At 69.5% G+C, this 19,728-nt stretch carries 17 protein-coding genes; 8 read left to right on the top strand and 9 right to left on the bottom strand.

All coding sequences use genetic code 11. The annotated features are described in order from the left end of the window. Positions 1–24: 24 nt before the first annotated feature. The 5 genes from mmsB to AB0877_RS23505 form a co-directional block, all read right to left on the bottom strand. Complete coding sequence (gene mmsB, locus AB0877_RS23525) at positions 25–1,323, bottom strand: multiple monosaccharide ABC transporter permease (protein ID WP_366611485.1); 1,299 nt, start codon at positions 1,321–1,323, stop codon at positions 25–27. Then, complete coding sequence (gene mmsA, locus AB0877_RS23520; RefSeq protein ID WP_366611484.1) at positions 1,320–2,867, bottom strand: multiple monosaccharide ABC transporter ATP-binding protein; 1,548 nt, start codon at positions 2,865–2,867, stop codon at positions 1,320–1,322. The genes mmsB and mmsA overlap by 4 nt, the downstream gene beginning before the upstream one ends. Before the next feature lie 1,056 nt (positions 2,868–3,923). Further along, the gene (locus AB0877_RS23515) at positions 3,924–5,102 is read right to left on the bottom strand and encodes an alcohol dehydrogenase catalytic domain-containing protein (RefSeq protein WP_366611482.1); all 1,179 of its coding nucleotides are present in this window, start codon (positions 5,100–5,102) and stop codon (positions 3,924–3,926) included. An 88-nt stretch (positions 5,103–5,190) separates the two neighbouring features. Continuing rightward, positions 5,191–5,451, bottom strand: coding sequence for a hypothetical protein (locus AB0877_RS23510; protein WP_366611480.1), 261 nt, complete (start codon positions 5,449–5,451; stop codon positions 5,191–5,193). A 109-nt stretch (positions 5,452–5,560) separates the two neighbouring features. Continuing rightward, positions 5,561–6,277 carry an SDR family oxidoreductase gene (locus tag AB0877_RS23505; protein WP_366611479.1) on the bottom strand — a complete coding sequence of 239 codons (717 nt, stop codon included), beginning with the start codon at positions 6,275–6,277 and terminating at the stop codon, positions 5,561–5,563. Between the two features lie 68 nt (positions 6,278–6,345). On the opposite strand from AB0877_RS23505, the gene AB0877_RS23500 reads away from it, so the two are divergent. The 4 genes from AB0877_RS23500 (at position 6,346) to AB0877_RS23485 (ending at position 10,218) form a co-directional block, all read left to right on the top strand. After that, positions 6,346–6,966, top strand: a complete 621-nt coding sequence (locus AB0877_RS23500) for a TetR/AcrR family transcriptional regulator (protein ID WP_366611477.1) — start codon at positions 6,346–6,348, stop codon at positions 6,964–6,966. A 111-nt stretch (positions 6,967–7,077) separates the two neighbouring features. Further along, positions 7,078–7,671, top strand: a complete 594-nt coding sequence (locus tag AB0877_RS23495) for an ABC transporter ATP-binding protein (protein ID WP_366611476.1) — start codon at positions 7,078–7,080, stop codon at positions 7,669–7,671. Further along, complete coding sequence (locus AB0877_RS23490) at positions 7,665–8,762, top strand: ABC transporter permease (protein WP_366611474.1); 1,098 nt, start codon at positions 7,665–7,667, stop codon at positions 8,760–8,762. Before AB0877_RS23495 ends, AB0877_RS23490 begins: the two co-directional genes overlap by 7 nt. After that, the gene (locus AB0877_RS23485; protein WP_366611473.1) at positions 8,752–10,218 is read left to right on the top strand and encodes an aminotransferase class V-fold PLP-dependent enzyme; all 1,467 of its coding nucleotides are present in this window, start codon (positions 8,752–8,754) and stop codon (positions 10,216–10,218) included. The genes AB0877_RS23490 and AB0877_RS23485 overlap by 11 nt, the downstream gene beginning before the upstream one ends. Positions 10,219–10,224: 6 nt before the next feature. Here the strand turns inward: AB0877_RS23485 and AB0877_RS23480 are convergent, their stop codons facing one another. Then, positions 10,225–10,623 (bottom strand): hypothetical protein, encoded by a 399-nt coding sequence (locus AB0877_RS23480; RefSeq protein WP_366611471.1) that lies wholly within the window; start codon positions 10,621–10,623, stop codon positions 10,225–10,227. Between the two features lie 377 nt (positions 10,624–11,000). On the opposite strand from AB0877_RS23480, the gene AB0877_RS23475 reads away from it, so the two are divergent. From AB0877_RS23475 to AB0877_RS23460, 4 genes are all read left to right on the top strand, one after another. Beyond that, a complete protein-coding gene (locus tag AB0877_RS23475; RefSeq protein WP_366611469.1) occupies positions 11,001–12,260 on the top strand; it encodes a family 16 glycosylhydrolase in 1,260 nt (419 codons plus the stop codon). Positions 12,261–12,427: 167 nt separating this feature from the next. Next, complete coding sequence (locus AB0877_RS23470) at positions 12,428–13,450, top strand: DUF4331 family protein (RefSeq protein WP_366611468.1); 1,023 nt, start codon at positions 12,428–12,430, stop codon at positions 13,448–13,450. A gap of 226 nt (positions 13,451–13,676) precedes the next feature. After that, entirely contained in the window at positions 13,677–14,222 is a 546-nt protein-coding gene (locus AB0877_RS23465; RefSeq protein WP_366611466.1) for a hypothetical protein, read from the top strand. A 76-nt stretch (positions 14,223–14,298) separates the two neighbouring features. Next, a complete protein-coding gene (locus tag AB0877_RS23460; protein WP_366611465.1) occupies positions 14,299–15,222 on the top strand; it encodes a hypothetical protein in 924 nt (307 codons plus the stop codon). 289 nt (positions 15,223–15,511) lie between these two features. Here AB0877_RS23460 and AB0877_RS23455 read toward each other — a convergent pair whose 3' ends face one another. The 3 genes from AB0877_RS23455 to AB0877_RS23445 all read right to left on the bottom strand — a co-directional run bounded on the left by AB0877_RS23455 (position 15,512) and on the right by AB0877_RS23445 (position 19,644). Then, positions 15,512–18,520 (bottom strand): fibronectin type III domain-containing protein, encoded by a 3,009-nt coding sequence (locus tag AB0877_RS23455; RefSeq protein WP_366611464.1) that lies wholly within the window; start codon positions 18,518–18,520, stop codon positions 15,512–15,514. A gap of 161 nt (positions 18,521–18,681) precedes the next feature. Further along, entirely contained in the window at positions 18,682–18,912 is a 231-nt protein-coding gene (locus tag AB0877_RS23450) for a DUF2188 domain-containing protein (RefSeq protein ID WP_366611463.1), read from the bottom strand. Positions 18,913–18,984: 72 nt separating this feature from the next. Further along, the gene (locus AB0877_RS23445) at positions 18,985–19,644 is read right to left on the bottom strand and encodes a M23 family metallopeptidase (protein ID WP_366611461.1); all 660 of its coding nucleotides are present in this window, start codon (positions 19,642–19,644) and stop codon (positions 18,985–18,987) included. Between the last annotated feature and the right edge of the window lie 84 nt (positions 19,645–19,728).

The following is a 19,728-nucleotide window of genomic DNA, read 5'->3' as shown; positions in this document are numbered from 1 at the left end:
ACGGGGTGGTGAGGTCGGTGACCGTCAGCCGGACACCGCTGCCTTGGCGGGCTCGCGCTCCGCGTCCGGCGGTGAGGCGGGTGGGACGGAGTCGTCGCGGCGGAACGGCCGCATCAGGCTCCCGATGATGGAGAACCGCCCCTGGCTCTTGTTGTAGACGTCGATCGCGACGGCCAGCAGCAGGACCAGGCCCTTGATGATCTGGACCTTGTCGGTGCCCACGCCCTGAAGCTGAAGGCCGTTGTTGAGCACGGCCATGACGAGACCGCCGACGATGGAGCCGCTGATGGTGCCGATGCCGCCGGCGACGGCCGCGCCACCGATGAAGACCGCGGCGATCGCGTCCAACTCCCAGCCGTTGCCGTCCTGCGGGCCAGACGCCTGCGAACGGGCCACGAAGATCATGCCGGCCAGAGCAGCCAGGATCGACATGTTCATCATGACGAAGAAGTTGACCCGCTTGAGCTTCACGCCGGACAGCTCGGCCGCCCGGGAGTTGCCGCCCACCGCGTAGATGTGCCGGCCGCCGGCCGTGTTGCGGGTGTAGAAGGAGTACGCGATGACCAGCGCCACCAGGATGATGCCCGAGATCGGGAAGCTGGTGCCGACGCGACCGCTGGCGAAGCGCAGCGCCGCGAAGGCGATCACGCCGACCATGACGGCCATCCGCAGGATCGAGATCCACATGGGTGCCGGGTTGGCGTCCATGGCGCGACGGGTGTTGCGGGCCTGGATCTCGCGCCACACCACCGCCAACGCGGCGGCCAGACCGAGCAGCAGCGTGGCGTTGTTGTAGCCGGTGTTGGGGCCGAACTCGGGCAGGAAGCCCGAGCCGATCTCCCGGAAGCCCTCCGGCACCGGGATGCTCTGCGCGTTGCCGATGAACTGGTTGCCACCGCGGAAGAGCAACATGCCGGCCAGGGTGACGATGAACGCCGGCACCCCGATGTACGCCACCCAGAAGCCCTGCCAGGCGCCGATCACCGCGCCGATGGCGAGGCCGAACACGATGGCGGCGGGCCAGGGCAGATCCCACTCGGTCATCGACTTGGCGACCAGGATGCCGGTGAATGCCGCGACCGAGCCGACCGAGAGGTCGATGTGCCCGGCCACGATCACCATCAGCATGCCGATGGCCAGAATCAGGATGTACGAGTTCTGCTGGAACAGCGCGATCAGGTTGTCCGACCGCAGCGTCAGCCCGTTGGTCCAGATCTGGAAGATCAAGACGATCGCCACCAGGGTGAAGATCATCCCGAACTGGCGGGCGTTGGAGGTCGTGCCCCCAAACAGGTTCTTCTGAAGGTCCTTGATACGGCTCATCGGGTGGCCAACTTCTTCGTCGAGGTCATCTGCTTCATGAGGGTCTCCGGGTCCGCGTCCGCCCGGGCGATCTCGCCCGTGATGGCACCTTCGAACACGGTGTAGATGCGGTCGCAGAGCCCGATCAGCTCAGGCAGCTCCGAGGAGATGACGATGACGCCCTTCCCCTGGTCGGCGAGCCGCTGGATGATGCCGTAGATCTCGTACTTCGCGCCGACGTCGATACCGCGCGTCGGCTCGTCGAGGATCAGCAGGTCCGGGTCGCTGAACATCCACTTGGCCAGGACGACCTTCTGCTGGTTGCCGCCGGAGAGCTTCGAGACGCCCTCGTCGACCGTCGGGGCCTTGGTCCGCAACTCCTTGCGGTACGACTCAGCCGCCTGGTATTCCTCGACCTCGTTCAGGACGCCGTGGTGCGTGATCTTGGACAGCTTGGCGGCCACCGTCGACGTCTTGATGTCGTCGAGCAGGTTGAGGCCGAGCGCCTTACGGTCCTCGCTGACGTACGCGAGCCCGTTGTCGATGGCGTCCGCCACCGACTTCAGCACGATTTCCTTGCCGTCCTTGATGATCGTGCCCGACTCGTACACCCCGTAGGAGCGGCCGAAGACGCTCATCGCGAGTTCCGTGCGGCCCGCGCCCATGAGACCGGCGAAGCCGACGATCTCGCCGCGGCGTACCACGAAGCTCTCGTTCTTGCAGACCTGCCGGTCGGCGGAGATCGGGTGCCGGACGTTCCAGTCGCGGACCTCGAAGAAGACCTCGCCGATCTTCGGGGTGTGGTCCGGGAACCGGCTGCTCAGCTCACGGCCGACCATGCCCCGCACGATCCGGTCCTCGTCGACCCCGTCCGCCTTGACGTCGAGGGTCTCCACGGTCCGGCCGTCGCGCAGGATGGTGATCTGGTCGGCGATCGCCTCGATCTCGTTCAGCTTGTGCGAGATCATGATCGAGGTGATGCCGCGGGAGCGGAACCCGCGCAGCAGGTCCAGCAGGTGACGGGAGTCGGCCTCGTTGAGCGCCGCGGTGGGCTCGTCGAGGATGAGCAGCTTCACGTCCTTGGCGAACGCCTTGGCGATCTCGACGAGCTGCTGCTTGCCGACTCCGATGTCCTTGATCAGGGTGTCCGGGTCCTCTTCCAGACCGACCCGGGCCATCAGGTCCAACGCCATCCGGTTCGCGGCCTTCCAGTCGATCGCGCCCCGCTTGCGCGGTTCGTTGCCGAGGAAGATGTTCTCGGCGATCGACATTCCGGGAATGAGCGCGAGCTCCTGGTGGATGATCACGATGCCGGCGTTCTCACTGGCCCGGATGTCGGAGAACTTGCTCTCCGACCCCTGGTAGATGATCTTGCCGTCGTAGGTGCCGTGTGGGTACACCCCGCTGAGGACCTTCATCAGGGTGGACTTGCCCGCACCGTTCTCGCCGCAGATGGCATGGATCTCGCCGGCGCGAACCACCAGGTTGACGTCGGAGAGGGCCTTGACTCCGGGGAACTCCTTGGTGATGGAGCGCATCTCAAGGAGGGTCGGCACGTTGCTCATTGCTCGTACCACCTCGCCAACGTCATCGGTTGCCTCCGGAAGGTTGAACCTTCACTCGGTTTTGTTGTTGACGGCAACGTATTGCGGCCGCAGGGCCATCCGCAAGGCGAGGAGCTGTTGAAAAAGTAACAATCCGGCAATATAGACGTAGCAGAGTATTCGCCCGTCACAGCTACCTCAGGAGCCCCTCCGGGCACCTTGGCCTGTCGGTGGCAACGTTGTCAAATGGAAGATCGGCCCATGATCGACTCCGGTCGCCGTCGAGAGCCCCGTCACCAGGCACGATCCGCCGCTACTCGGAGCGGTCGCGGCGGTGGACACGCTGGCCACCATCGATTGATCTTGATCCAACGGCAGCGTCGGCACCTCGCCCACGATGACACCAGACTCCCCGGGCGACGGTGTGACCCACGCCTCTACCCAGGTACCAAATCGACGATGATCGTCCCCACCAAATCCGCCACCAGCAGCCGGACATGCTACTTAACGACCATTAAGGGCGGGATCGGCCGGTCCGGCGGCCCCCTCCCCCGGCACGGCGCACGGGCGTCGGCGCGGGCACTCCCTCACGATCGCGCTCGACTCGCCCACCTCGACACCGAGGGCTCGGGCCAGCACCCCCAGCGCCTTGACGATGAGCGCGCCGCCCGAGACCCGCAGGCACCGGGCCCAGCGGAGCAGTGACAGAGTTTCCGCCCCACCTCACCCAACGAACCGCCCGAGACCAGCGGAACGCCCCGCCAACGCCGCCCCGTCGATGCCGACCCCGTCGATCATGAAGTTGTGCTGGGTGACAAGCTCCTCACAACACGACAAAGCAGGCACCACAAATCCATGATCGACGGGCCCAGGCCGCCCCCCGCCCGCGATCTTGCACTTTCTGTGCCGACACAAGGGGCATATCACCTTCTATCGACAACAGAAGCTGCAAGATCAGCGCGGTCAGCCCGGCGCGGTCAGCCCGGCGCGGTCAGCCCGGCGCGGTCAGCCCGGCGCGGTCAGCCCGGCGCGGTCAGCCCGGCGCGGTCAGCAGGGTGCGGGGGCGGCACGGGGTGGTTAGGAGGGGCGCAGTATTGCTTTGATCAACCCGTGCTCGCGGCGGTCGAAGCGGCGGTACAACTCGGGGGCGTCGGCCAGGGTGCCGTGGTGGGTGACGATCACGCTGGGCTGTGCTCGACCCGCGACGACCAGGTCCCGCAGCAGGACGGTGTAGCGGCGGTCGTGGGTGCGACCGAACCGGACCGCGACCCCCTTGCTGAACAGCGCACCCCAGGGCGCGACCAGGTTCTCGTGACCGTCCGCGCCGGGGCCGGGGTGCGGGTCCTGGTCCGGATAGACGCCCGCGACCGCGATCGCGCCGGCGGCGTTGACCAGCCGGGCGGCGTCGGTGATCACCTGGTTCGGTCGCTCCCGGTCGGGGTGCTCCCGGTCCCGGGCCTGGAACCCGACCGCGTCGATGACCTTGTCGACCCCACCGAGCTTCTCCTCGCCGAGGGGCAGCCCGGTCCGAGCCCGGTCGGCGCGGATCTGCTCGACGGGGTCGCCCCGGCGAAAGTCGACCGGTACGGCGCCGATTTCGCCGGCCTTGTCGAGTCGGGCGTCGACCCCGTCGACGCAGTACACGACCCGGGCGCCTCGGAGCAGCGCCGCGTAGGCGCTCAGCAGACCGACGGTGCCCGCGCCGAACACCGCCACGGTGTCGCCGGGCCCGACCTCGGCGAGGGTGGCGGCGGCGTGCCACCCGGTGACGAACGCGTCGGCGAGCAGCACGAAGTCGTCCTCGTTCGCGTCCCCCGGCTCGCCCGGGAGAGCCACGCAGTTGGCGTCGGCCCACGGCACGCGCAGCAGGTCGGCCTGCGCCCCGCGGTACGGGCCCATTCCCGCGTACCCGTACGCCGCACCCGGCCCTTCGGCGCGGGCCCGCAGACAGGCCGCCGAGAGCCCGCGGGCGCACATCACACACGTGCCGCAGAACAGGTGCGTGGGGATCACCACCCGTGCGCCCGGCCGGACGGTCTGCACCGCGGCGCCCACCTCCTGCACCACGCCGAGCGGTTCGTGACCGAGCACCAGGCCGGGCTCGGCGCTGGTCCGTCCGTCGTACATGTGCAGGTCGGTACCGCACAGAGCGGTGGAGGTGATGCGGACGAGCGCGTCGGTCTCCGCCTCCAGCGTCGCGTCGGGCACCTCCCGCACCGCGACCGTCCGGACGCCCGCGTACACGACGGCTCTCATCCCGGCTCTCCTGTTCGGCGGCGGAACGGCCGGTCTTCCCCTGACCGGGCCGTTCATGCCTGCCGCGGCTCGGCGACGGGTGACGCCGTCAGCCCATCGACCGCACCCGGTCAGGCTCGATGGTCAGGATGATCCGAACCTCGTCCCGCCCGCCGAACCACGGGTACGGCCCACCGAGGTAGCGCTGCGCCAACTGGTCGATGTGCTCGGCGGCGCCCTCGGTGCTGTTGTGCACCACCCGCCCCCGGACCTCGTGGTAGCGACCCGGCTTCTGCGGGTCGGAGATCGCCACCGCCACCCGTGGGTCCCGCCGTGGTCTCCTTCCGGTGACCAACCTCGTGTTGATCACCCGCCAACGGTCGCACGAAATGATCAACCCCGCCGGGCAGATCCACACCACCGGCGCGGATCTGCCCGCCACATCAGCCGAACCCGCGGCCCGCGCGGTCTCGCAGGAATCAGTGACCGGCGTTCTGTCCGCCGTCGACGTGCAGGATCTCGCCGGTGACGAACGGTGCGGACTCGAGGTAGACCACGGCGTCGACGACGTCGCTGGTCTCGCCCATCCGGCCTACCGGGTGCAGACCCGCGAGTGTCGGGTGCGTCTCGACCGGGTGCATCGGGGTCTTGATGACGCCGGGCGCGACGGCGTTGACCCGGACACCGCGCCCCGCGTACTCGATGGCCAGCGACTTGGTCGCCGAGCTGAGGCCACCCTTGGTCAACGACGCGAGCACCGACGGGACGTTCGAGTTGGGCTGGTCGACGAAGCTCGTGGTGATGCTGACGACATGACCGGCCCCGCTGGCCAGCAGGTGCGGCATCACGCGCTGGGTGAGGTGGAAGAAGCCGGCGAGGTTGATGCCGGTGACCTGGTCGAAGTCCTCGTCGGTGTAGTCGGTGAACGGCTTGGCGACGAAGACACCGGCGTTGTTCACCAGAGTGTCGATCCGCCCGAACCGGTCCAGAGCGGCACGCACCACACGCTCCGCGGTGTCGGCCTCGGCGATGTCACCCCGGACCGTGACGATCTCCGGATCGTCGGAAGCGCCGATCGACCGTGAGGTCGCCACGACGCCGTACCCCAGCTTGCGGTAGGCGTCCACGAGGCCGGCGCCGATGCCCTGGGAAGCGCCCGTGATCACGACGACCTTCTGACCCTGACTGCTGTTCATGAGGAAACCACCTTCACTAGACGACTGGTCTACTAAAAGCTAGCCGACCGGTCGTGTATCGTCGAGGCATGGGTCGAACCAGTGACGCGAGGAACAAAATCCTCGACGCGGCCGCCACGCTCATCGAGCAGCGCGGCTACTCGGCGCTCGGCGTCGCCGAGATCTGCGCGGCGGCGGGCGTGCCGAAGGGCAGCTTCTACTACTTCTTCGAGTCCAAGCAGGCGCTCGCCCGCACCGTCATCGACGAGCACTGGGTCACCCAGCGCCGGCAGTGGGAGCAGTTGCTCGGCAGCGGGCGCGACCCGCTCCAGCGTCTCCGGGACCTGTTCGAGGCCACCGAGGAGATCCAGCACGTCGGCCAGCAGAAAGCCGGAGTGGTCGCGGGCTGCCTGTTCGGCAACCTCGCCCTCGAACTCAGCAACCAGGCCGAGGAGATCCGCGGTCGGCTCCAGGAAATCTTCGAGGAGCAGATCGGCCTCATCGAGCAGGTCGTCGTCGAAGCCAAGGAGCGCGGACTGGCCGGCCCGGCGGTCGACAGCCGCGAGGCCGCCCGATCGATAGTCGCGCAGATCGAGGGGCGGGTCCTGCTCGCGAAGTTGCTCAACGATCCGACCCAGCTGGAGACGCTGTGGCGCAACTGCCTCGACCTCCTCCAGGTGCCGGCACCGGCACGGACCACCACCGGCTGAACGGACGACTGTCGCTGACCGTCCACTCCGGGCGCGCTGTGCGGCCACTCAGTAACATCGGCGAGGCACGATATTCGGGCGGACCACTCCCGACCGGATCGAGCACTCGCCATGACGACCGAGCAGACCACGTCTCCCCCACGTGCCGGTGTCGGCATCGCCGCTCACGGGCTGGTCCAGAGCGTGCGGAGCGGTCGCCAGATCCTGACCGACGTCTCGGTGACCATCGCGCGGGGCGAGCTGGTCGCGATCATCGGTGCCAGCGGCGCCGGCAAGACCACCCTGCTGGAGATCCTCTCGGGGGTGCAGCTACCGGCGGCAGGCACCGTCACGTACGACGGCAACACCACGGCCGGCACCATCGGTGTCGTTCCCCAGGACGACATCATCCACCGCGAGCTGCCCCTGGCCCGCACCCTGCGGTACGCCGCCCGACTGCGCCTGGGCTCCACCGCCGGGCCGGCCGAGATCAGTGACCGGGTCGCGGAGGTGCTCGCCGAGCTGCGACTGACCGACCGGGCCGCCACGCCGGTCGGCCTGCTCAGCGGTGGTGAACGCAAGCGCGCCAGCATCGCCGTCGAGCTGCTCACCCGACCCGGCGTGTTCTTCCTGGACGAGCCCACCTCCGGATTGGACCCGGCGATCGCCGTGGAGCTGCTCCGGGTGCTCCGCGCGCTCGCCGACACGGCACCACCGTCGTGCTGACCACTCACCAGGTCACCGACGTGGACCATTGCGACCGGGTCGTCGTGCTGACCCGCCAGGGCCGGTTGGCGTTCACCGGCACCCCGACCGCCGCCCGGGAGTTCTTCGGCCTGCGTTCCCTGGCCGAGGTGCACCTCCGGCTCGACGAAACGACGCAGCCGGCCGAGTGGCCCGATCGCTTCGCCGAGCAGCGCGCGCCCGAACAGCCGCCCCGTACACCCGACGAGGGTGACGTCGGCGCGACGCCGTCCCGACGCGTCGGCCGGCTGCGCCAGTGGGCGGTCCTCACCGCGCGCAACACGGAGATCGTCGTCCGCAACCGACTGACCTTGGCGATCCTGCTCGGCTCGCCGCTGATGGTGCTCGGCATGTTCGCGCTGCTGTTCCGCCCGGGGGCGTTCGAGCCGACCAGACCCAGCCCGACGGTGACCGTGATGATCCTGTTCTGGATCGCGTTCGGCGGCTTCTTCTTCGGGCTGACCTACGGGCTCCTCCAGATCTGCACCGAGCTGCCGATCCTGCGCCGGGAACGGCTGGCCGGTGTCCGGCTGGTCCCGTACCTGTTGGCGAAGGTGGCGGTGCTGCTGCCGCTGCTGGCCCTGGTGGACCTGGCCCTGCTCGGCGTGCTGCGCGGCATGGACCGGCTGCCGCCGGTCGGCGGCGCCGACTTCGCCGCCCTGTACGCGACACTGCTGCTCTCTTCGGCGGCGGCGCTCGCCCTCGGCCTGCTCTGCTCCGCGGCCGTGTCCGACGCGGCCCAGGCGACGCTCATGCTGCCGATGCTCTGCTTCCCACAGGTGCTGTTCGTCGGCGCGATCCTGCCGGTGCCGGCGATGGCGGTCGGCGGTCAGTGGCTCAGCTACGCGATGTCGAACCGGTGGGCGTTCGAGGGCTTGGGGCACACCGCCGGGGTGGAGCGGCTCTGGCGCGACGGCGGCTCCCCGCTCGGCCCGCCGCTGCTGGCCACGTACGGCGACAGCTTCTCCCGGCCGGTGTGGGTCGACTGGCTGGTGCTCGGCGGTTTCGTGCTGCTCTTCCTGGGCGCGGCCTGGACGGTCCTGCTCCGACGGAATCCCCGTCGTGCGTCCTGACCCGACGCAGCCCGCCTCCCCCACGGCGCTGCCGGGATACACCGCCACCGGCCGGATCGACGAGCTGCGCGCCACCGAGTACCGACACCTGGACACCGACGGGCAGGTGTACCTCGACTACGCCGGAGCCGGGGTGGCCGCCCAGGCGCAGGTTCGCGCCCACCACGACCGGTTGCTCGCCGGCCTCTACAGCAACCCCCACTCGGAGAACCCCACGAGCGTGGCGGCGGGCTCGCTGGTGGAGTCGGCGCGACGCGCGGTGCTCGACTTCTTCCGTGCCGACCCGGACGAGTACGCGGTCATCTTCACCCCGAACGCCAGCGGCGCCTGCCGGCTGGTCGGCGAGGCGTACGACTTCGGCCGGGCCGCGCCGCTGGTGCTCACCTGGGACAATCACAACTCGGTCAACGGCATCCGCGAGTACGCCCGGTCGGCTCGCGCGTCCGTACGCTACCTGCCGCTGAACGGGCCGGAACTGCGGATCGCCGAGACGGACCTGGTCGCGGCGCTCGACGCCGGCCGGGTTGGCCTGACCCGTCGGTGGGGCCGGCCCGGTCGTCGTGGCCTGTTCGCCTACCCGGCGCAGAGCAACTTCTCCGGGGTGCAGCACCCGCTGGGTTGGGTGGAGCTGGCCCAGCAGCGGGGCTACGACGTGCTGCTGGACGCGGCCGCCTTCGCGCCCACGAATCGGCTGGACCTCAGCGTCGTCCGACCGGATTTCGTCTGTCTGAGCTGGTACAAGCTCTTCGGCTACCCCACCGGTGTCGGTGCGCTGCTGGCCCGCCGTTCGGCGCTGGCCCGGTTGCGCCGGCCGTGGTTCGCCGGCGGCACGATCCGCGCGGTGAGCGTGCAGGGCGACTGGCACCGGCCGATGGACGACGAGTCGGCGTTCGAGGACGGCACGCTCAACTTCCTGAGCATCCCGGACGTGGAGTTCGGGTTGCGCTGGCTCGACTCGATCGGCGTGGACCTCGTCCACGCCCGGGTCGGCCTGCTCACCGAGTGGCTGCTGGAGCGGTTGGCCACTCTGCGACACGACACCGGCGGGCAGTTGGTCCAGGTGTACGGGCCGACGACGGGTGCGGGGCGCGGTGGCACGGTGACCTTCAACCTCCGCCACCCGGACGGCACGCTGGTCGACGAACGGCTCGTGGCGCGGGAGGCGGCAGCGGCCGGCCTCTCCCTGCGTACCGGCTGTTTCTGCAATCCGGGCGCGGCCGAGGGCGCGTTCGGGATCAGCCGGACGTCGATGCGGCAGCGACTGTTGGCAGGGGTCGACACGATCGACGAGTACCTCGCCGCGCTGGGGCTGCCGACGGGCGGCGCCGTCCGTGTCTCGTTCGGACTGGCCTCGACCGCGACCGACGCGGAGCGCCTCGTCGACTTCGTCGCGTCGACCTACCTCAACCGGAGTGCCGGTACGCAGTCACCACTGCCACCTCGGCTGCGCTGCTGACCTGCCCTAGCCGACCTGAGCCACCGGCGCCGGGCGGTGCTTGATCTCCTCCATGAACGGGAACCGGACGGTCAGCTCGGCGAACGTCAGGCCGGCCCGCCAGGCCGCGGCCACCTGGGCGACCTGCACCAGGTCCATGACGTCGCCGCGGGCGAGAACCTCTCCCGAGACGCGCAGGTCGATCATGAAGTATCGGGCCTGTGATCCCAGCCCCACGCAGACCACGCCCTCGTCGGAGTGCAGCTCTGCGCAGGTGAACCGGGCCCGCCCCTGCTCCGGCGCGGTCACCCGGCCGACGTCGAGCCCGTGGCGGGCAGCAGTTTCGATCAGCGCGGGGGCCAGGCCACCCCGCTCGACCAGATCCGGGTAGAGACGCACACCCAGTGCCGTCGACGCCTCGCTCATGACTGACTCCCACTTCCTTGTGACAGAGACCAGCAGCGCGCAGGTTACGGGAAAGTTTCCGGCACGCCTCGTCATCCTGTCCCGCGTGGACGGCCCACGGCAATAGGAAGGGTCGATTCGACCGCTATCGAGTAACCCTCGGCCGCGCCGAACTTCTTCGACGGGTCGACGTCGTCCACCGAGGAGGCATCGAGCGATGCCACGGCGACGACCGGCCTCGGCGCACCGCCGCTCACTGCTCAGCATCGGGCGGTAACGGACGGTCGTGATATTGGAAACAGTCTTGACAGAAAGACACCATATCGACATGCTTCGCTTAGAGAGCGCTCTCTATCCTGGTAAACCGCCTCCATCACCCCCAAGCTGAGGAGCCTCCCGTGTTCACAGCCCGGCCCAGCCTCCGCTTCCGTCCGCTCGTACTCCTGGCGGCCACCCTCGTCGCGACCGCGACGGCGCTCGTCGTCCCGGCGCACCCCGACCGGGCCGAGGCCGCCATCGGTCCCATCAGCTGGCAGGACGAGTTCAACTCCCCCGCCGGCACGCCCGTCGACCAGAACAAGTGGCGGTTCGACACCGGCGGTGGCGGCTGGGGCAACAACGAGCGGCAGTACTACACGAACAGCACCAGCAACGCCGTCCACGACGGTCAGGGCAACCTGGTCATCACCGCCCGCCGGGACAATCCCGCCAACTACCAGTGCCACTACGGGCGCTGCGAGTACACGTCGGCGCGGTTGCTGACGGCGGCCACCTTCACCCAGACGTACGGGCGGTTCGAGGCCCGGATCAAGATCCCGCGTGGTCAGGGCATCTGGCCGGCCTTCTGGATGCTCGGCACCGGCGGCGGGTGGCCCGACGCGGGCGAGATCGACATCATGGAGAACATCGGCCGGGAGCCCAACACCGTCTACGGCACCGTGCACGGGCCCGGCTACTCCGGAGGCGGCGGCATCACGGGCAGCCGCACCATCGGCGCGCCGCTCGCCGACACCTTCCACACGTACCGGGTGGACTGGGAGCCGAACGTCATCACCTGGTACGTCGACGGGGTGCAGTACCACCGGGTCGACCCCGCTCGGCTCGGCGGCAACCGCTGGGTGTTCGACCACCCCTTCTTCATGATCCTCAACGTGGCGGTCGGCGGTAACTGGCCCGGCTACCCCGACGGCTCGACCCAGTTCCCGCAGCAGATGCTCGTCGACTACGTCCGGGTGTCCAGCTACACCTCGGGTGGCGGGGGCGAGCCCACTCCCGGTACCAATCGGATCAGGGGTGCGCAGAGCGGTCGCTGCATCGACATCCCCGGCGCCAACCCGGTCGAGGGCGCAAAGCTCCAGATCTGGGACTGCAACACCACGGCGGCCCAGAGTTGGACCTTCGCGTCCGACGGGACCGTCCGCGCGATGGGCAAGTGCATGGACCCGGCCTGGGCCGGCACCGCCAACGGCACCGAGGTCAACCTGGTCAGTTGCAACGGCAACACCGCGCAACGCTTCACTCTCAACGGTGCCGGCGACCTGGTCAACCTCAATGCCAACAAGTGCGTCGACGTCCGGGAGGCCAACCCCAACAACGGTGGCAAGCTGCACCTGTGGGACTGCCTCGGCGCCGCCAACCAGAAGTGGTCCCGGATCTGATCAGCCGAGCACCAAGGCGTGGGCCGTCCGAGGAGAACTCGGGCGGCCCAGCGCCGTTGCAGCCTTCGCCACCTCCTCGAACCGGATTGACTCGATGGGCGTAGAGGCCAGGCTCATGACCACTATGTTCGGATTAGTCCTGAATCCGGCAGTCCGGGAGTGAGCCCATGTCGCACCACCTCGATACGCCCCTGGCCGCTCAGGGCGGCCAGTTGTACATCGACGACCTGTACGTCTTCAACGGTGACCGCGCCACGGTGTTCGTCATGGACGTCAACAGCTCGGTGACCAGGGCCGACATCAAGCGCGGCTTCCACGCCGAGGCGCGTTACGAGATCAAGATTCACATCAACGGCACCCCGATGGAGGACCTCACCTACCGGTTCGCCTTCGGCGAGCCGGACGGCGAAGCCCGGCAGACATTCCAGTTGTACGAGCTCACCGGCTCGGACGCCCGCGACGACGCCGCGATGGGCACCCCCATCGCCGAGGGGCGAACCGGTGAGGTGACGACCGGCGGCAACGTCCGGATCTGGGCCGGCCGGATCACCGACCCCTTCTTCGTCGACCTCGACGAACTCGCCACCATCAACGGCGCGGTCAAGAACGGTTCACGGGTGGACCGCTCGGCGTGGCGGGTCGACCAGGCCAAGAACAGCTTCGCCGGCACCACCGTCGAGTCGATCGTCCTCGAGGTGTCCCACGACGAGCCGCTGCTGCGCGACGGCACCGAGATCGGCGTGTGGTGCCGCACCATGCTGGCCACCGACGCGGGCGGGTGGCGGCAGATCAACCGCGCCGGCCACCCCATGATGTGGCCGATCTTCTGGCCGCACGACACCGACTTCTCCGACCCCGCCAACTTCCGGCACCCCGGCAACGACCTCACCGAGGGCGGAGAGGAGATCGCGAACGCGGTCGCCGGGGTGGTCGAGGCGAACGGCACCGCACCGGACCCGCAGGCGTACGGCTGGAGCGTCGCCCGGCAGCTCTACCCCGACCTGCTGTCGTACACGGTCGGCACGGCAGCGAACTTCGGCTTCGCGGTCCGCAACGGACGAACCCTGGCCGACAACGCGCCCGAGGTGATGTTCTCCCTGGTCCTCAACACCGGCACCACGTCCGGCCTCACCTCGGAGGTCACCAAGGCCGCGCGTTCCGCCACGTTCCCGTACGTGGTCGCGGCCTGAATCCGTTCGGAGGGCTCGGCGGCCGGTACGGCGCCGAGCCCTTGCCGTGCGCGCGCCCACCGCGACGACCCCGCACGTGCGGCGGGCCATGCTCGTGCGGGAACCCGGCCCCGCACGATCATCGAACGCCCACGGGTGACGCTCGTGCCATTCGAGCCCTTATGGGTGTTTTGCGTAGTTAGTCTCTTAAGTGCTTCCCAGCGCTCTTTAGGACAAAGGAGACTCGATGCGCAGAAAGATTCTCGCGGGCCTGGCCGGCGTCGCCGCCGTCGTCGCGCTCGCCGGACCGGCCGCCGCGGACACCACGGGCGACACGATCGTGACCCTCACCGTCGACGCCGCCGGTGGCCTGTCGATCACCGTGCCGGCGACGGCGAACATCGGACACGGTGTGGAGGGCTCCACGGTCACCGGCCAGCTCGGCCCGGTCACCGTGCTGGACCAGCGCGGGTCGCTCACCCCCAACTGGACCGCCAACGTCATCTCCACCGACTTCGTCACCGGCGGCGGCTCCTCCGGAGAGACGATCCCGAACATCAACGTTCTGTACTGGTCCGGCCCCGCCACGGCGACCGCCGGTGGCGGCACCTTCACACCGGGCCAGCCCACCGCGGCCCAGCAGGTGATCATCAACGTGCCCCGGACGGCGATGAGCCACACCGGGGGCACCGGCAACAACTTCGCCACCTGGAACCCCACCCTGGTGGTGAACATCCCCGTCGGCACCGTCCAGGGTGTCTACACCGGGACGGTGACACATTCGGTGTTCTGAGCCGCTCGGCCGGCTGGTGCTGCTGGCCTCGGTCGCCCTCGTGGCGCTCGGGGTTTCGGCGGCACCAGCCGTTGCCGTGCGGGAGCAGCGACAGGACCCGGCCGAGGAGGCCGCGATCAGCATCCGGATGCTGGACATTCCGGCCAGTCGGGTACAGGACCCGAGGGCTCAGGTCTACATCGTGGATCACCTCAAACCCGGCACGACGATCAACCGCCGCGTGGAGGTGCAGAACACCTCCGCCGAGACGCAGAAGATCGACTTCTATTCGGGCGGCGCGTCGGTGGAGAACAACGCCTTCACCGTGCCCGAGGGGCGCACAGGCAACGAACTGAGCGGGTGGATCCGGCTGAAGACCGCCACGATGCGGCTGGATCCGGGCGAGCGCCGACCGGTCGAGGTCGAACTCGCCGTGCCGAAGAAGGCGTCCAAGGGCGAGCGGTACGCCGCGATCTGGGCGCAGGTCACCAGCACGAAGGAGCGCACCGGCAACGTCACCCAGATCCACCGGGTGGGCATCCGGGTCTACCTCGACGTCGGTCCCGGTGGCGAGCCGCCAACGGACTTCCGGATCGAAGGGTTGGCCGCGGAGCCGGGCACCGGTGAGTTCCCGGTGGTCACCGCGAAGGTCACCAATACCGGCGAACGCGCGCTGGACATGACCGGCACCCTGTCGCTGACCAAGGCGGCGGTCCAGGCCGGCCCGTTCAAGGTGACCAACGGCGTGACGATCCTGCCCGGCCAGAGCGGTCAGGTCCGGATCGAGGTCAACCAGGCCCTGCCCGCCGGCACCTGGGACGTCCACGCGAAGCTCGCCAGCGGCACCGTGGAACGCACCGCGACCGGGAAGATCGTCCTACCCGTCGCGGCGCCGATGACCGTCGCGACGTCCAGCGGGCCGAGTTGGCTGGTCTACACGGTCGGTGGCATCGCCCTGCTGGTGCTGGTCACCCTTGGTGGCTGGTACCTCGTCCGCCGCCGCCAGGCCCAGTGGGCCTGACCACCCAACCCCCACCGCCCCACCTCATCTGCCCGGCCGTTCCCCCCGGAACGGCCGGGCAGCATCGTTCCGCGAGTCGATCATGAACTTGTGGTGCCCGACTTGAGAGCAACAAAACCGATTCTCCCCCCACCACAACTCCAAGATCGACGGGCGGGGGCGGGGCGGGGTGGGGCGGGGGCGGTGGAGCGGCGGGACGGGCAGGAGGCACGGCGGGACGGGCAGGGCGGGAGGCGCAGCGGGGCGGGGCAGGAGGCGGGGGCGGGGTAGGGGTAGGTAGGACGGGGCACTAGATGACGGAGTGCGTCACGACCGACACGTAGTCGCCGACCACCACCCCGGGCGGGAGGGTCACCAACAGCGTGGGGTTCCAGGTGGCGGAGTTCGGGCCGCCCGCCTGGCCGGACCATCCCGCGGCCACCTGCGGGGTGTTCAGCACCGCCCCGGGCTGCGGGACGAACGATCCGACCCCGGTGCTGGCGAGGGCGGGCCCCGAGGCGTACGTGATGTTGCTGTTGGGAATGGTCTCGCCTCCCGAGCCGGAGCCGGTGGTGAAGCTCGTGCTGGAGACGACGCTGACCCAGTTGCCGGAAAACGGGCCGCGGTCGTCGGTGACGGTCACCGGGCCGAGTCTTCCCGAGACGCCGGTGGTGCCCGAGGTGACGCTGCCGAGCGCCGAGATCGCCGGGACGCTGATGGAGAGTCCACCGAGCGGGGTGATGATCAGGTCGACCGGTCGGGTCGCGAACTGGTCGAACGAGTCGGTCACCCGGACGGTGAACGGGAACGTCCCGGACACCGTGGGCGTGCCGGAGAGCAGCCCGGTGACCGGGTCGAGGGTCAGCCCGGCGGGCAGGCTTCCGGCGCTGACCGACCACACGAACGGGCCGGTGCCGCCGGTCACCGTCAGCTGGTACTGGTACGGCTCGTACGCCTTGCCGGGTGGGGGCGGTGGGAAGGTCAGCGTCGGTGGCGCGTTGACGGTCACCGACCCGGAGGAAGCTGACTGTGGGCCGGTCCCGCCGGCGTTCGTCGCGGCCACCCGGAAGGTGTACGTGGCACCGGCGGTCAGCCCCGTGACGATCTGGGTCGTGGCGGTTCCGCCGAAGACCCGGGGTGTCTGCGCCACCGCGCCGAGGTACGGCGTCACCGTGTAACCGGTGATCGGGGACCCCCCGTTGGCCGGGGCGGTCCAGCTCACCCTGGCGGCGTTGGTGCCGGCGGTGGCCGAGATGTTCGTCGGCGCTGCCGGCACCGTGTACGGGACCACGGCGGCCGAGGGTGGGCTGGCCGCGCCGGTGCCGAACGCGTTCACCGCCGCCACCCGGAAGGAGTACGACGAGCCCGCGGTGAGCCCGGTCAGGGTGCGGCTGGTGGTGGAGGCGTCGAAGGTGAGGGTCGGTTGGGTGACGCCGTCCCGGATCGGGGTGATCAGGTAGCTGGTGATCGGGCTGCCGTTGTTGTCCGGCGCGGTCCAGCTCACTGTGGCGCTGGTGACGCCCGCGACCGCTGTGGGGGTGGTCGGTGTGCCCGGCGTGGAGGCGTAGACGAAGTTCGCCGATCCGGCGGAGCCCCGGGTGACGACGCTGACCGTGACCGTCGCCGGGCCGGACCGGGCGGGCATGGAGGAGATGGCGAGGGTGCCGTTGGGGTTCACTGTGAAACACCCGGCGGCCGGGCCGGCGGTGCACGGCACCAGCAGCACGGACGTGCCGGCCTGCTGTTCGGCCGCCGTACCGATGGTGATCGCGGTGGCGCCGGTGAGGTTGCTGCCGCCCACGGTGACCGGGATGCCTCCGGAGACGGAGCTCTGGGCCGGGGTGACGGTGATGCCGCTGGGCGCGGTGGCCGGCGCGACCGGTGTGGTGCCGGTGGCGAGGCCCGGGTTGGCGTCGATCGACGACGAGGTCGCCACTGTCGTGGTCTGGATCTGCGTCGGTGTGACACCGGCGCCGGTGACTGTCGCGACGACGGTGATGGGTGGCAGGGACGTGCCGCCGGCGAACGGGCCGTTGCTGTTGGTGCAGGTGACGGTCTGTCCGGATGGTGCGGCGCAGACCCAGCCGGAGCCGTACGCGGCGCGGGGGACGACACCGGCGGGGACGGTCTGGGTGACCGAGATGGGCGACGTCTCGGTGGCGCCGGCGTCGACCCCGGCGGTGATCGAGTAGGTGACCGGGTCACCGGGCTGCGGGGAGGCGCCGACGGAGCTGGTCTGTGACACGTTCAGGTCCGGCACCGGGTTGAAGCTGACTGCCCGAGCGTTGTCGACCTCGTGGAAGTCGGTGACCGAGCCGGTCGAGCCCACCCAGCCGAAGGCGAGTTGCCGTGGGTAACCGCTGGCGTTGAGCCAGGTCGGCGAGGGGTACAGGCTGGGCGACACGACCGGCAGGCTGCCCGCCAGGGTCCGCGCCGACCCGCCTACCGGGGTGAACCTGACCCGGTACTCCCCGGCCGGCACGCTAATGCCGGTGTCGGTGGTGAACGGCGATGAGGTGGTGTTGGCGACCACCTCGACCGGCACCACGGACGCGGCCCGGGTGACGGCCCGCAACGCCAGTGCCGCCGACGAGGTGGTGGTGGCGGTGCTGTTGATCGCGCAGTAGCCGACCCCGTTGCGGCCCGGCCCTCGGATCACGACCTGCCCGGGGACCCGCCCGTTGGTGGTCGAGATGTACGGCGGGTTGGTGCAGCCGGTGCCCTGGTAGGTGCTGTTGCTGAAGTTGCCGTAGACGTCCAGCCCGACGCCGAGGTAGCCATTGGAGAGGCCAACCGATGCGCCGTTGAACGCTGCCGAGTAGCCGAGCGAGCCGCCCGGCTGACCGAGGGTGGACGGGGGCCTCGGGTTGGCCGGGTCGACGGCGGCCAGCACGAAGGCGATGCCATCCGCACCGGTGCTGATGCCGCCGTACTGGTAGGTGTTGAAGGTGACGTGCAGACCCTGCGAGGTGGGCACGCCGACCGCCCCGAACACCCCGCCCTCCCGGTTCAGGGTGGCGGGGGTGAGGCGCAGTTTGCCCGAGCCCTGCGGGTCGGTGGACGTGGTGCAGCTCAGCAGCGGCCCGATCGTCGAGTTGCCCGCTGCGCTGAGGCAGGCGGCGTTGGTCGCGAGCGCGACGGGCACACCTGGCACCGACACGGCGCCGAGGCCGTTCGCGGTGTTGTTGTGGAAGGGTTGGTCGAACAGGACGGAACCGGCAGCCGACGCCGGAAGGGGCGCGACCGCGAGAACGCCCACGGTCACGGCTGCCACCAGCGTGGCGATGCTGCTCGGACGACGCCGGCCCCGAAACGACATGTCCACTCCCAGCTTTCACTCCAGTACCGGGATGGACTATATCCCCCAAAAACACCCATATTTCTCGTACGGGGATAAAGCTGGCACGGCACCCGACCCCCGAAAGCGCACCGACCCCCTCGGCAGGGCCGAGGGGGTCGGTGCGCCGGGGCTGGGAGCTGTCAGCCCTCGATGTCGCGGGGGTCACGGCTGCGGGGGTAGGTGTTCTTCTCCCCGATCGTGCCGTCCTGCTTCTTGATCACGTGTTCGACGCCGCGGTCGGCCGCCATCTCGCGACCCTGGGCCTGCGCGTCGGCCTTCACGTCATGCGTGCTGGTGGCCCGCTCGTGGCCCTCCGGCTTGTTCTTCCACTGCCCGTCCTCGTGGTACGTGTCGACGTCACCCTTGACCATGGCCGGCTCCTCCCTGCGTCAGAACTGTCTGCCGAAACAGTGCCCCGAGACGTGCGGGGCAAACCGGATTCCTCAGGAGACGGTCGGGCAGTTGTTGCTCACCCGCCGGAGGATCTGTTCGCGTTCGTCGGTGGTGATGCCCGACGGCGCGCCGTCGAAATGGGTCTCGACCTTCTCCCAACCGCGGCGCTGCTCGTAGTGCAGGTGCGGGGCACCGGAGTTACCGGTGCTGCCGAGCCGCCCGATCTGATCACCCTGGGCCACCTTCTGACCGACGCTGACCAGTGGCGGTTCGAGCATGTGCAGGTACTGCGTCTCCCACTTACCGCCGTGGTCGATCTTGACCCAGTAGCCGCCGCCGCGCCCCCGCGGGCCCTCCGGGTTCTCCGGGTTGCGGCCGCCCAACGAGCCGTTGATGCCCGCCACGGTGACAGTGCCGGCGTACGAGGCGAGCACCGGCCGCCCCCACGTCTCGCCCTCGACCGGGAAGAAGTCGACGTCGTAGTCGTCGTGACCGGGGTAGGTGCTGAGCTGCCACGTCTCGCCGCAGGTCACCGGCATCTGGAAGAGCGGGCGCGGACCGGCCGGCCGCAGCATCGGCACCGCGACCACCGCGACACCCACGAGGGCCGCCACCGCGACGAGTGCGAGCAGGATGCGGATGGCACGGCTTCGAGGGCGGCGGTGGGAGCGGGATCTGGTGGGGCGACCGGTCGTCACCGGCCCGAGCATGGCAGATCCGGGCAACCGCCCGGCGCCGAGGTGGCACCCCATCAGCGTGACATTGCAGTCGAATCGCAAACGAGATACCGTCGG

This window comes from Micromonospora sp. NPDC047644 (genome assembly GCF_040704315.1).
Classification (GTDB): Bacteria; Actinomycetota; Actinomycetes; order Mycobacteriales; family Micromonosporaceae; genus Micromonospora.
Note: the sequence above shows the minus strand (reverse complement) of the source record. Positions and strands in the feature narration are given on the sequence as shown.

Bases quoted from the DNA above. Each gene is read 5' to 3' on its own strand.
- mmsB (WP_366611485.1), bottom strand. From the start codon at position 1,323: ATGAGCCGTATCAAGGACCTTCAGAAGAACCTGTTTGGGGGCACGACC.
- mmsA (WP_366611484.1), bottom strand. From the start codon at position 2,867: ATGAGCAACGTGCCGACCCTCCTTGAGATGCGCTCCATCACCAAGGAG.
- AB0877_RS23515 (WP_366611482.1), bottom strand. From the start codon at position 5,102: ATGAGAGCCGTCGTGTACGCGGGCGTCCGGACGGTCGCGGTGCGGGAG.
- AB0877_RS23505 (WP_366611479.1), bottom strand. From the start codon at position 6,277: ATGAACAGCAGTCAGGGTCAGAAGGTCGTCGTGATCACGGGCGCTTCC.
- AB0877_RS23500 (WP_366611477.1), top strand. From the start codon at position 6,346: ATGGGTCGAACCAGTGACGCGAGGAACAAAATCCTCGACGCGGCCGCC.
- AB0877_RS23495 (WP_366611476.1), top strand. From the start codon at position 7,078: ATGACGACCGAGCAGACCACGTCTCCCCCACGTGCCGGTGTCGGCATC.
- AB0877_RS23480 (WP_366611471.1), bottom strand. From the start codon at position 10,623: ATGAGCGAGGCGTCGACGGCACTGGGTGTGCGTCTCTACCCGGATCTG.
- AB0877_RS23470 (WP_366611468.1), top strand. From the start codon at position 12,428: ATGTCGCACCACCTCGATACGCCCCTGGCCGCTCAGGGCGGCCAGTTG.
- AB0877_RS23465 (WP_366611466.1), top strand. From the start codon at position 13,677: ATGCGCAGAAAGATTCTCGCGGGCCTGGCCGGCGTCGCCGCCGTCGTC.
- AB0877_RS23455 (WP_366611464.1), bottom strand. From the start codon at position 18,520: ATGTCGTTTCGGGGCCGGCGTCGTCCGAGCAGCATCGCCACGCTGGTG.
- AB0877_RS23450 (WP_366611463.1), bottom strand. From the start codon at position 18,912: ATGGTCAAGGGTGACGTCGACACGTACCACGAGGACGGGCAGTGGAAG.
- AB0877_RS23445 (WP_366611461.1), bottom strand. From the start codon at position 19,644: ATGCTCGGGCCGGTGACGACCGGTCGCCCCACCAGATCCCGCTCCCAC.